The sequence below is a fragment of the Solwaraspora sp. WMMA2065 genome, assembly GCF_030345075.1.
Taxonomy (GTDB): Bacteria; Actinomycetota; Actinomycetes; order Mycobacteriales; family Micromonosporaceae; genus Micromonospora_E.
On the sequence record NZ_CP128361.1, the window covers coordinates 3992171 to 4005186 of the forward strand.

The following is a 13016-nucleotide window of genomic DNA, read 5'->3' on the forward strand; positions in this document are numbered from 1 at the left end:
CCTTTCCGGTCCGGTGTCGGCGACCGGGAAGTGCTCGGGTCTTGCGGCGGTCACGCCTTCAGGCCCGGTATGCAGCTCGCCCGAGACGGGCCGGGGAGGGTCAGCTCCCCGACCCGTTACTCGCCCGTCGCCTTCGCGATGATCTCCTTCGCCACGCTCTGCGGCACTTCGGCGTAGGAGTCGAACTGCATGCTGTAGCTCGCCCGGCCCTGGGTCTTCGACCGCAGGTCGCCGACGTAGCCGAACATCTCCGACAGTGGCACCAGGGCACGGACGACGCGGGCTCCGCCGCGCTCCTCCATCGCCTGGATGATGCCACGCCGGGAGTTGAGGTCGCCGATGACGTCACCCATGTTCTCCTCGGGAGAGGTGACCTCAACGGCCATCATCGGCTCGAGCAGCGCAGGATCCGCCCGACGGGCGGCCTCCTTGAGCGCCATCGAGCCGGCGATCTTGAACGCCATCTCGGACGAGTCGACCTCGTGGTACTGCCCGTCGACCAGGGTCAGCTTGACCCCGACCAGCGGGAAGCCGGCGAGGATGCCGTACTGCATGGCGTCCTGGGCACCGGCGTCGACCGACGGGATGAACTCCCGCGGCACCCGGCCACCGGTCACCGCGTTGGCGAACTCGTAGGTCGGCGCCTCGTTGTCCAGCGGCAGCGGCTCGAGACTGATGATCACCCGGGCGTACTGGCCGGACCCACCGGTCTGCTTCTTGTGGGTGTACTCGACCTTCTCCACCTTCCGGCGGATGGTCTCCCGGTACGCCACCTGCGGCTTGCCGATGTTGGCCTCGACGTTGAACTCGCGGCGCATCCGGTCGACCAGGATGTCCAGGTGCAGCTCGCCCATGCCGGCGATGACCGTCTGCCCGGTCTCCTCGTCGTTCTTGACGCGGAAGGTCGGGTCCTCCTCGGCCAGCCGCTGGATAGCGGTGGAGAGCTTCTCCTGGTCGGCCTTTGTCTTGGGCTCGATCGCCACCTCGATGACCGGCTCCGGGAACGTCATCGACTCCAGGATGACCGGGTTCGCCGGGTCGGACAGGGTGTCGCCGGTGGTGGTCTGCTTCAGGCCCTGGACGGCGATGATGTCGCCGGCGATCGCGGTCGCCCGCTCCTCACGCTTGTTCGCGTGCATCTGGTAGATCTTGCCGATCCGCTCCTTGCGGTCCTTGGTGGAGTTGATCACCTGGGACCCGGAGTCCAGCGTGCCGGAGTAGACCCGTACGTAGGTCAACTTACCGAGGTGCCGGTCGGTCTGGATCTTGAACGCGAGGCCGGAGAACGGCTCCGTCGTCGACGGCTTCCGCAGCATCGGGGTCTCGCCGTCCGTCGCGGTGCCCTCGATCGCCGGCACGTCCAGCGGCGACGGCAGGTAGTCGACCACCGCGTCCAGCATCGGCTGGACGCCCTTGTTCTTGAACGCCGAACCGCACAGCACCGGGTTGCCCTTGTCGGCGAGGGTGGCCCGGCGGATCGCCGCCTTGATCTCCTCGACCGACAACTCCTCACCCTCGAGGTACTTCTCCATGATGGAGTCGTCCACGTCGGCGAGGGTCTCCAGCAGCTTCTCCCGCCACTCGGCGGCCGAGTCGGTGAGGTCGGCCGGGATCTCCTCGACCGCGTAGTCCTCACCCTTCATCGTCTCGCCACGCCAGGTGAGCGCCCGCATCTCGACCAGGTCGACGACACCGATGTGGCCGCTCTCGAGGCCGATCGGGATCTGCAGCACCAGCGGGGTGGCGTTGAGCCGGTCGACCATCATCTGCACGCAGCGGAAGAAGTCGGCCCCGGTCCGGTCGAGCTTGTTGACGAAGCACATCCGGGGGACCTTGTACTTGTCCGCCTGCCGCCACACGTTCTCGGTCTGCGGCTCCACGCCGGCCACGCCGTCGTAGACTGCGACCGCCCCATCGAGCACCCGCAACGACCGCTCGACCTCTACCGTGAAGTCGACGTGGCCCGGCGTGTCGATGATCTGGATCGTGTGGCCCTTCCACTCACACTTGGTGGCGGCGGAGGTGATGGTGATGCCCCGCTCCTGCTCCTGTTCCATCCAGTCCATGACGGCAGCGCCCTCGTGGACCTCACCGATCTTGTACGTGATACCGGTGTAGAACAGGATCCGCTCAGTGGTCGTGGTCTTACCGGCATCGATGTGCGCCATGATGCCGATGTTGCGTACCTTGGCGAGCGCGTCTACGGCGGCCACTTCAATCCCTACTTCGTCTCGTCGTCGACTGTGTCTGCGCGGCTATGCCGGCGGGCATGACAGCGGCCTACCAGCGGTAGTGAGCGAAGGCCTTGTTGGACTCCGCCATCTTGTGGGTGTCCTCGCGGCGCTTGACCGCCGCGCCGAGACCGTTGCTCGCGTCCAGCAGCTCGTTCATCAGCCGCTCGATCATCGTCTTCTCCCGGCGGGCCTTGGAGTACTGGACCAGCCAGCGCAGCCCGAGGGTGGTCGCCCGGGACGGGCGGACCTCGACCGGCACCTGGTACGTCGCGCCACCGACCCGGCGGCTGCGGACCTCCAGGGTCGGCTTCACGTTGTCCATGGCGCGCTTGAGGGTGACGACCGGGTCGGTGCCGGACTTCTCCCGGCAGCCCTCCAGGGCGCCGTAGACGATCCGCTCGGCGAGCTGACGCTTGCCCCGCAGCAGGATCTTGTTGACCAGCTGGGTCACCAGCGGGGAGTTGTACACCGGGTCCGCGACCAGGGGACGACGCGGAGCAGGGCCCTTACGCGGCATCTCAGCTCTTCTCCTTCTTCGCGCCGTAGCGGCTGCGAGCCTGCTTGCGGTTGCGGACACCCTGGGTGTCCAGCGAACCGCGGACGATCTTGTAGCGGACGCCCGGGAGGTCCTTTACCCGGCCGCCGCGCACCAGCACGATGGAGTGCTCCTGCAGGTTGTGGCCGACGCCGGGGATGTAGGCGGTCACCTCGATCTGGCTGCTCAGCTTCACCCGAGCGACCTTGCGCAGCGCGGAGTTCGGCTTCTTGGGGGTGGTGGTGTACACACGGGTGCACACGCCACGACGCTGCGGGCTGCCCTTGAGCGCCGGCGTCTTGGTCTTGCTCGTCTTGTCCTGGCGGCCCTTGCGGACCAGCTGCTGGATCGTTGGCACCGGGTTCCTTTGCTCCCTCCGGCCGCACGGGCGGCCGCACTTTTCCTCAGCCGCCCCGCAGGCCGACTCTCCTACACTCCGACCGGCCACCCGACAGGGCACCGACACCCGCGGTCGGGCGTGTCGCCCGCACGCGGACCCGGCCGTCAGCTGTCAACCACCGGAATCTGCACTTCGCCGTTGCGCTGCCCGTTGACCATCGACCCAGATCGGGCCGCCGGCCCGGATCGGGCGCACGCACGACTTGCCCGGGCAGGCCGGGCACAAGAGGGTAGAGTACCCACCACGCGCGCGCAGGTCAAAACGGCGGCACCGAACTCCTGACCCCGGCTTCACAATCTCGGAACCCGAACCCCGGACTCGGATCGGCCGTCTGTCTGCTCCGCCCGCAGCGGACCGCTCCGATCACCAAGTGTACCGGTTCGCCCGGGTGCCGGCCCGGCGGGCGGCGTACTGGCCCCAGCCGGATGCTCCTACCGATGGTCAGGCGGCGACCAGCAGGAGCGCGACGGCGAAGCTGAACAGGGTCACCGCCAGCCCCACCCCGCCGCAACTGATCCCGGCGATCGCCAGACCGCGGCCGGTGAACCGCACCGCCGGCGGTGGCGCGGTCTGCCGGACCTGGCGCAGCCCGAGCAGGCCCAGACCGACGGCTGCGGCCCCGAAGGCGACACCGAGCAGGGTGAACGCCCCGGCAGCCCAACCGCCCCAGCCGCCGTCTGCGCCGGCCATGCCCAGGCAGCCGACGGTGAACGACACCAGCACCGAGATGACCCCGGCGATCAACGACGTCACCGCCAGGCCGGACACCACCGGCGGTACCTCCAGGTGCACCAGCCCGAAACTCGTGCCGGGCACCGGCTCCACCCGCCGTGGCGACAGCCGTCCCTCCGGCGGTGGCGGGGCCACCGGTCGGGCACCGGGCGGCGGCCCGGCCGGCGACGTTGCGGTCCCGTACCCCGGGAACTGGGTCACCTGCGCTCCTCCTCGTCCTGCGACCGGCCCAGCCGGTCGTCCGTGACCAGCCGGTGACTCGACCCGGTCGCCCGGGCCGACCGGGTGCCGCAGCGGTCAGTCGATGCCGGGGTCGAAGTCCTGTCCGACCGGACCGGTGGCCCAGTCGAAGATGCCGAGTACCAGCGCCAGGGTCAGCGTCACGACGGCGAGGAGCAGGCCCGTCCAGGCCAGCCGTTCGCCGCGGCGCAGCCAGCCCGTCCCGGTCAGGTAACCCCGCGACGAGTACGCCTCCCGGCGTGCCTGGTTGGCCAGCAGCAGCGCCACCACGGCCGGCACCACGCCGCCGACCAGCAGCCCGGTGAGCGCCGCGACCAACCCGAGCGCGAAGACGGCTCCGGCCTTGGTGGACCGCACCGGGTCGGGGTCCGCCGGATGCCGTGGCGTCGGGTGCGCGGCCTGGGGCACCGGGGTCACCTGCACGGTGCCAGCCTACAAGCTGAAGGCGCCTGTCCCACCGCGGTCGCGGTGGGACAGGCGCCCGGACAGTCGTACCTGCCGCTGATCAGCGGTAGGAACCGAAATCGAAGTCGTCCAGCGGTACGGCCTGCCCGCTGGCCGGCCCGAACCCGTAGTCGGTCTCCGGGTAGCCGGTCATCGAGTAGACCTTCGCCTTCGCTTCCTCGGTTGGCTCGACCCGGATGTTGCGGTACTTGCTGATGCCGGTACCGGCCGGGATGAGCTTACCGATGATCACGTTCTCCTTGAGGCCGATCAGCGAGTCGCTGCGGGCGTTGATCGCCGCGTCGGTCAGCACCCGGGTGGTCTCCTGGAAGGAGGCCGCCGAGAGCCAGGAGTCGGTGGCCAGCGACGCCTTGGTGATACCCATGAGCATCGGCCGACCGGCGGCGGGCTCGCCGCCTTCGGAGACGAGCCGGCGGTTCTCCGACTCGAAGACCGCGCGGTCGACGAGCACACCGGGCAGCAGTTCGGTGCCGCCGGAGTCGATGACCGTCACCCGCTTGAGCATCTGCCGGATGATGATCTCGATGTGCTTGTCGTGGATCAGCACACCCTGCGAGCGGTAGACCTCCTGGACCTCCTGGGTCAGGTGGACCTGGACCGCCCGCGGGCCGAGGATCCGCAGCAGTTCGTGCGGATCGATGGTGCCCTCGGTGAGCTTCTCGCCGACGGTGACGTGGTCACCGTCGTGCACCCGCAGCCGGACCCGCTTGGAGACCTTGTCGTGGACGATCTCGTCGCTGCCGTCGTCCGGGATGACGACGATCTTCCGGGACCGTTCGCCGTCCTCGATCCGCACCCGGCCCGGGGTGTCGGCGATCGGCGCCTTGCCCTTCGGCACCCGGGCTTCAAAGATCTCCTGCACCCGGGGCAGACCCTGGGTGATGTCCTCACCGGCGACACCACCGGTGTGGAAGGTCCGCATCGTCAGCTGGGTGCCCGGCTCACCGATCGACTGGGCGGCGATGATGCCGACCGCCTCGCCGATGTCCACCGTCTTGCCGGTGGGCAGGGAACGCCCGTAGCAGGCACCGCAGACGCCCAGCTTGGACTCGCAGGTGAGCACGCTGCGTACCCGCACGTTCTCCACCCCGGCGGCGACCAGCTTGTCCACCAGGATCGAGTTGAGGTCCGCGCCGCGCTCGACCACGACCTCGCCGTCGGCGCCCTTGATGTCCTCGGCGAGGGTCCGGGCGTGCACGCCGGTCTCGGCGAATTCGTGCACCACCAGCTTGCCGTCGAGCCGCTCACCGACCTGCATGGTGATCGCCCGGTCGGTGCCGCAGTCCTCCTCGCGGATGATGACGTCCTGCGACACGTCGACCAGTCGACGGGTCAGGTAACCGGAGTCGGCGGTCCGCAGGGCGGTGTCGGCGAGACCCTTACGGGCACCGTGGGTGGAGATGAAGTACTCCAGTACCGACAGACCCTCCCGGTAGCTCGACTTGATCGGCCGCGGAATGATCTCGCCCTTCGGGTTGGCCACCAGGCCACGGATCGCCGCGATCTGGCGCAGCTGCAGCAGGTTGCCTCGAGCACCCGAGTGGATCATCTTCCACAGCGGGTTCTCGTGCGGCAGCGAGGTCTCCAGGTCCTTGGCGATCTCGTTGGTCGCCTTGGTCCAGATCTCGATCAGCTCGCCGCGCCGCTCTTCGCCGGTCATCAGACCACGCTGGTACTGCTTGTCGATCCGGGCGGCCTCCGCCTCGTACCGCTCCAGGGTCTCCTGCTTGTGCGGCGGTGCGACGACGTCCTGCATGCCGATGGTCACACCGGACCAGGTGGCCCAGTGGTAGCCGGCCTCCTTGAGCCCGTCCAGGGTCGCGGCGAGGGCCACCTTCGGGAACCGCTCGGCCAGGTCGTTGACGATCGCCGACAGCTGGCTCTTGCGGACCTCGTAGTTGACGAACCGGTAGCCGACCGGCATGACCTCGTTGAACAGCACCCGACCGAGGGTGGTGTCGACGATCAGCGGCGTACCCGGCTGCCACTCCTCGGGTGCTACCCAACGCGACGCGCCGGCGCCGTTGTCGACCTCGACCACGCCGTGCAGCCGGATCCGGACCGGCGACTGCAGGTGCAGTTCGCCGTTGTCGAACGCCATCCGGGCCTCGGCGTCCGAGCTGAACACCCGGCCCTCCCCGATCAGGCCCTCGGTCCGGTGGGTGAGGTGGTACAGCCCGATGATCATGTCCTGGGTCGGCATGGTCACCGGCTTGCCGTCGGACGGCTTGAGAATGTTGTTCGACGACAGCATCAGGATCCGGGCCTCGGCCTGCGCCTCGGCCGACAGCGGTACGTGCACCGCCATCTGGTCACCGTCGAAGTCGGCGTTGAAGGCGGTGCAGACCAACGGGTGGATCTGGATCGCCTTGCCCTCGACCAGCTGCGGCTCGAACGCCTGGATGCCCAGCCGGTGCAGGGTCGGTGCCCGGTTGAGCAGCACCGGGTGCTCGGAGATGACCTCTTCGAGCACGTCCCACACCACCGGCCGCTGCCGCTCGACCATCCGCTTGGCGGACTTGATGTTCTGCGCGTGGTTGAGGTCGACCAGCCGCTTCATGACGAACGGCTTGAACAGCTCGAGCGCCATCTGCTTGGGCAGACCGCACTGGTGCAGCTTCAGCTTGGGACCGACGACGATGACCGACCGGCCGGAGTAGTCGACCCGCTTGCCGAGCAGGTTCTGCCGGAACCGGCCCTGCTTGCCCTTGAGCATGTCGGACAGCGACTTCAGCGGACGGTTACCCGGGCCGGTGACCGGCCGGCCGCGACGACCGTTGTCGAACAACGCGTCGACGGCCTCCTGCAGCATCCGCTTCTCGTTGTTGACGATGATCTCGGGTGCGCCCAGGTCGATCAGCCGCTTGAGCCGGTTGTTCCGGTTGATCACCCGGCGGTACAGGTCGTTGAGGTCGCTGGTGGCGAACCGGCCACCGTCGAGCTGCACCATCGGGCGCAGGTCCGGCGGGATCACCGGTACGCAGTCCAGGACCATGCCCCCGGGCGAGTTCCGGGTGCTGAGGAACGCGGCGACCACCTTGAGCCGCTTCAAGGCCCGGATCTTGCGCTGGCCCTTGCCGCTGCGGATGATCTCCCGCAGGTTGTCCGCCTCGGCGTCCAGGTCCATGTGCTGCAGCAGGGTCTTGATCGCCTCGGCGCCCATCCCGCCGGTGAAGTACTCACCGAACCGGTCGCGCAGCTCCCGGTACAGCAGCTCGTCGGTGACCAGCTGCTTCGGCTCCAGCTTGCGGAAGGTGTCCAGCACCTCGTCGAGCCGGTCGATCTCCCGCTGCGCCCGGTCGCGGATCTGGCGCATCTCCCGCTCGCCGGACTCCTTGACCTTGCGGCGTACGTCGGCCTTGGCGCCCTCGGCCTCCAGCTCGGCCAGGTCGGCCTCCAGCTTGGCGGCCCGCTTCTCGATCTCCGAGTCGCGGCTGTTCTCCGACTGGCGCTTCTCCGCGAAGATCTCGTTCTCGATCGTCGACATGTCGCGGTGGCGCGCCTCGGCGTCGACCCCGGTCACAACGTACGACGCGAAGTAGATGATCTTTTCCAGGTCCTTCGGCGCCAGGTCGAGCAGGTAGCCGAGCCGGCTCGGGACGCCCTTGAAGTACCAGATGTGGGTGACCGGGGCGGCGAGCTCGATGTGCCCCATCCGCTCACGACGGACCTTGGATCGGGTCACCTCGACGCCGCACCGCTCACAGATGATGCCCTTGAAGCGGACGCGCTTGTACTTGCCGCAGTAGCACTCCCAGTCCCGCTGCGGGCCGAAGATCTTCTCGCAGAAGAGCCCGTCCTTCTCCGGCTTGAGGGTGCGGTAGTTGATCGTCTCGGGCTTCTTGACCTCGCCGTGGGACCACTGACGAATGTCGTCGGCGGTGGCGAGACCGATGCGCAACTCGTCGAAGAAGTTGACGTCGAGCACGTTTCGTGTCCCCTATGTCGTCGTCGCTACTGCTGGTTCACGGGGCCCCGGTCGGCGGCCCTGGGGTCAGGGCCGCCGACCGCGCCTCACACTTCCTCGACCGAGCTCGGCTCCCGCCGGGACAGGTCGATACCGAGTTCCTCCGCGGCCCGGAACACCTCGTCGTCGGTCTCGCGCATCTCCAGGGCCACGCCGTCGCTGGACAGCACCTCGACGTTGAGGCACAGCGACTGCAGCTCCTTGAGCAGCACCTTGAACGACTCCGGGATGCCCGGCTCGGGGATGTTCTCGCCCTTGACGATCGCCTCGTAGACCTTGACCCGGCCCAGGACGTCGTCCGACTTGATGGTGAGCAGCTCCTGCAGGGCGTAGGCGGCGCCGTAGGCCTGCATCGCCCAGCACTCCATCTCACCGAAGCGCTGGCCGCCGAACTGCGCCTTACCGCCGAGCGGCTGCTGGGTGATCATGGAGTACGGGCCGGTCGACCGCGCGTGGATCTTGTCGTCCACCAGGTGGTTGAGCTTGAGGATGTAGATGTAGCCGACCGCGATCGCGTCCGGCAACGGCTCACCGGAGCGCCCGTCGAACAGCTGGGCCTTGCCCGAGCTGCCGATCAGCTGCACGCCGTCCCGGTTGGGCAGGGTGCTGCCCAGTAGGCCGGTGATCTCCTCCTCGCGGACACCGTCGAAGACCGGGGTCGCGACGTTGGTGTCCGGCTCGGCGTCGTCCGAGCCGATGGCACGCAGCGCGGCCTTCCACTCGGCGTCGTCGCCCTCGACCTTCCACCCGGTCTTGGCCACCCACCCGAGGTGGGTCTCCAGGATCTGGCCGATGTTCATCCGGCCCGGCACACCGAGCGGGTTGAGCACGATGTCGACCGGGGTGCCGTCGGAGAGGAACGGCATGTCCTCGACCGGCAGGATCTTGGAGATGACGCCCTTGTTGCCGTGCCGGCCGGCGAGCTTGTCACCGTCCTGGATCTTCCGCTTCTGCGCGACGTAGACCCGGACCAGCTCGTTGACGCCGGGCGGCAACTCGTCGCCGTCGTCGCGGGAGAAGGTCCGTACGCCGATCACCGTGCCGGTCTCGCCGTGCGGCACCTTCAGCGAGGTGTCCCGGACCTCCCGGGCCTTCTCGCCGAAGATCGCCCGCAGCAGCCGCTCCTCCGGGGTCAGCTCGGTCTCACCCTTCGGGGTGACCTTACCGACCAGGATGTCACCGGGAACCACCTCGGCGCCGATCCGGATGATGCCGCGCTCGTCGAGGTCGGCGAGCATCTCCTCGCTGACGTTCGGGATGTCGCGGGTGATCTCCTCCGGGCCGAGCTTGGTGTCCCGGGCGTCGACCTCGTGCTCCTCGATGTGGATCGAGGTGAGCACGTCCTGCTGCACCAGCCGCTGGGACAGGATGATGGCGTCCTCGTAGTTGTAACCCTCCCACGGCATGAACGCCACGAGCAGGTTGCGGCCGAGGGCCATCTCGCCGTCGTCGGTGCACGGGCCGTCCGCGATGACCTGGCCGGCCTCGACCCGGTCGCCCTCGAAGACGGTCGGCTTCTGGTTGACGCAGGAGCCGGCGTTGGAGCGACGGAACTTGTGCAGCAGGTACGTCCGACGGTGGCCGTCGTCCTGGTGCACGGTGACGTAGTCGGCGCACAGGTCCTCGACCACGCCGCCGGACTCGGCGATCACCACGTCGCCGGCGTCGACCGCAGCACGGTACTCCATGCCGGTGCCGACCAGCGGGGACTCCGCCTTGACCAGCGGCACCGCCTGGCGCTGCATGTTGGCGCCCATCAGCGCCCGGTTGGCGTCGTCGTGCTCCAGGAACGGAATCATCGCGGTGGCGACGGAGACCATCTGCCGCGGTGAGACGTCCATGTAGTCGACGGCGGCCGGCGGGACGAAGTCGACCTCACCGCCCTTGCGTCGGACCAGGACCCGGTCCTCGGCGAAGGTGCCGTCGGCCATCAGCGGCGCGTTGGCCTGCGCCTTGACGAACCGGTCCTCCTCGTCCGCGGTCAGGTAGTCGATCTGGTCGGTGACCCGGCCGTCGATGACCTTGCGGTACGGGGTCTCGATGAAGCCGAACGGGTTGACCCGCCCGAAGGTGGACAACGCCCCGATCAGACCGATGTTCGGGCCTTCCGGGGTCTCGATCGGGCACATCCGGCCGTAGTGCGACGGGTGCACGTCACGGACCTCGAAGCCGGCCCGCTCCCGGGACAGACCACCCGGGCCGAGCGCGCTGAGCCGCCGGCGGTGGGTCAACCCGGCCAGCGGGTTGGTCTGGTCCATGAACTGGGACAGCTGAGAGGTGCCGAAGAACTCCTTGATCGCCGCCACCACCGGGCGGATGTTGATCAGGGTCTGCGGCGTGATGGCCTCGACATCCTGCGTGGTCATCCGCTCACGGACGACCCGCTCCATCCGGGACAGGCCGACCCGTACCTGGTTCTGGATCAGCTCGCCGACGGTACGCAGCCGCCGGTTGCCGAAGTGGTCGATGTCGTCGGCTTCGTAGCCCTCCTCACCGGCGTGCAGCCGGCAGAGGTACTCGACGGTGGCGACGATGTCGTCCTCGGTGAGCGTCCCGGAGTTGATCGGGACGTCGAGGTTGAGCTTCTTGTTGAACTTGTACCGGCCGACCTTGGCGACGTCGTACCGCTTGGGGTTGAAGAACAGGTTGTCGAGCAGCGTCTGCGCGTTCTCGCGGGTCGGCGGCTCACCGGGACGGAGCTTGCGGTAGATGTCGAGCAGCGCCTCGTCCACCCCGGCGATGTGGTCCTTCTCCAGGGTGGTCATCATCAGCTCGGACCAGCCGAACCGCTCCCGGATTCGGTCGGCGGACCAACCGATGGCCTTGAGCAGGACGGTGACGGCCTGACGCCGCTTACGGTCGATGCGGACACCGACGGTGTCGCGCTTGTCGATGTCGAACTCCAGCCAGGCACCCCGGCTAGGGATCACCTTGACGCTGGACAGGTCGCGGTCGGAGGTCTTGTCCGGCTGCTTGTCGAAGTACACGCCCGGGGACCGGACGAGCTGGCTGACCACCACGCGCTCGGTGCCGTTGATGATGAAGGTGCCCTTGGGCGTCATCATCGGGAAGTCACCCATGAACACCGTCTGGCTCTTGATCTCGCCGGTGGTGTTGTTGGTGAATTCCGCAGTGACGAAGAGCGGCGCGCAGTAGGTCAGGTCCTTCTCCTTGCACTCCTCGATCGAGGCCTTGACCTCGTCGAAGCGCGGGCTGGAGAAGGAGAGCGACATGGTGCCGGAAAAGTCCTCAATGGGACTGATCTCGTCGAGGATCTCCGCGAGGCCGGATCGTGCGTGCGGGTCGTCAGCCGACCGGCCCTGCCAAGCCTCGTTGCCCACCAGCCAGTCGAACGACTCGGTCTGGATGGAGAGAAGGTTGGGGACCTCGAGGTGTTCGGTGATCCGGCCGAATGAGATTCGGCGAGGAGCGAAAGCGCTCGACGTACGACTGGTCTTCGCAGGGCGGGAAGCTGCCAAGATGCGTCCTTCCGAGGACCGGTGCTGCAGACGGCTGTTTCGCGCGCACTCCAAAGAACCTCGGTCAAAATATCCAGGATCGGACATTCCGGGCGCGAGGCAAGTCGGAAGGCAGCGCAAACTAGCAGTGTAGCCGAGCGGCTAACCGCTGTCCAGCCCGACGCCGAAGGACGTCGCGGAGCTGGTCGGGGCGACCGGGACCGGTGCCTCCGTACCGCTCGGAACGCGGCGTTCCCACGGAGCCTGGTGGGGGCTGGCGAACACCGGGACCCTGACCGGTCTCCCGATCCGGCGACCCGCTGCTGGTGCCATTACCCAGCTTTGGCCGTCGCAAGCCCATGAAACAGCTTGCTGTAGTCAGCGTGCCTGCCGGTCCGTGCCGCGTCAAGGCCTGTCGTACGGGGAGATCGCCCACTACGTCAGCCGGTTGCCGGCCGACCGGGCAGCCCGTCGACCCGGCCAAGGGCGAAATGCCCTGATCATCGGGCAGTCGCACCGGGTGTGCGAACGGAAACGGGCGGCAACCCCCGTGGGGGATCGCCGCCCGCAACCAACCTCGGTGTGGGTCAGGTCACTTGAGGGTGACCTTGGCGCCCTCCGCCTCCAGCTTGGCCTTGGCCTTGTCGGCGGTCTCCTTGTTGGCCTTCTCCAGGACCGCCTTCGGCGCGGCCTCGACCAGGTCCTTGGCCTCCTTGAGGCCGAGGCCGGTCAGCTCCCGGACCACCTTGATGACCTGAATCTTCTTGCCACCGTCCGCGTCGAGGATGACGTCGAACTCGTCCTTCTCCGGCTCGGCCTCGGCCGGTGCGGCGGCCGGGCCACCAGCGGCCGCGACGGCCACCGGCGCGGCGGCGGTCACGTCGAAGGTCTCCTCGAACTGCTTCACGAACTCCGAGAGCTCGATCAGCGTCATCTCCTTGAACGCGTCGAGCAGCTCGTCGGTGCTGAGCTTCGCCATGGTCGG

General features: G+C 68.1%; 8 protein-coding genes. All 8 read right to left on the reverse strand.

The features are described 5' to 3' along the window. Positions 1-116: 116 nt before the first annotated feature. The 8 genes from fusA to rplL all read right to left on the reverse strand — a co-directional run bounded on the left by fusA (position 117) and on the right by rplL (position 13010). Positions 117-2213 carry an elongation factor G gene (gene fusA, locus O7610_RS18205; protein WP_281551895.1) on the reverse strand — a complete coding sequence of 699 codons (2097 nt, stop codon included), beginning with the start codon at positions 2211-2213 and terminating at the stop codon, positions 117-119. Positions 2214-2280: 67 nt separating this feature from the next. After that, complete coding sequence (gene rpsG, locus O7610_RS18210; protein WP_278112081.1) at positions 2281-2751, reverse strand: 30S ribosomal protein S7; 471 nt, start codon at positions 2749-2751, stop codon at positions 2281-2283. A gap of 1 nt (position 2752) precedes the next feature. Further along, complete coding sequence (gene rpsL, locus O7610_RS18215; protein ID WP_123606153.1) at positions 2753-3127, reverse strand: 30S ribosomal protein S12; 375 nt, start codon at positions 3125-3127, stop codon at positions 2753-2755. 483 nt (positions 3128-3610) lie between these two features. Next, positions 3611-3985, reverse strand: coding sequence for a hypothetical protein (locus O7610_RS18220; protein ID WP_281555729.1), 375 nt, complete (start codon positions 3983-3985; stop codon positions 3611-3613). Between the two features lie 213 nt (positions 3986-4198). Then, complete coding sequence (locus O7610_RS18225) at positions 4199-4564, reverse strand: hypothetical protein (RefSeq protein WP_281551896.1); 366 nt, start codon at positions 4562-4564, stop codon at positions 4199-4201. A gap of 82 nt (positions 4565-4646) precedes the next feature. Then, positions 4647-8534 (reverse strand): DNA-directed RNA polymerase subunit beta', encoded by a 3888-nt coding sequence (locus O7610_RS18230; protein ID WP_281551897.1) that lies wholly within the window; start codon positions 8532-8534, stop codon positions 4647-4649. Between the two features lie 86 nt (positions 8535-8620). Further along, positions 8621-12052 (reverse strand): DNA-directed RNA polymerase subunit beta, encoded by a 3432-nt coding sequence (rpoB, locus tag O7610_RS18235; protein ID WP_278173667.1) that lies wholly within the window; start codon positions 12050-12052, stop codon positions 8621-8623. Between the two features lie 571 nt (positions 12053-12623). Next, a complete protein-coding gene (rplL, locus tag O7610_RS18240) occupies positions 12624-13010 on the reverse strand; it encodes a 50S ribosomal protein L7/L12 (RefSeq protein WP_123606157.1) in 387 nt (128 codons plus the stop codon). Positions 13011-13016 lie beyond the last annotated feature (6 nt).

Bases quoted from the DNA above. Each gene is read 5' to 3' on its own strand.
- rpsG (WP_278112081.1), bottom strand. From the start codon at position 2,751: ATGCCGCGTAAGGGCCCTGCTCCGCGTCGTCCCCTGGTCGCGGACCCG.
- rplL (WP_123606157.1), bottom strand. From the start codon at position 13,010: ATGGCGAAGCTCAGCACCGACGAGCTGCTCGACGCGTTCAAGGAGATG.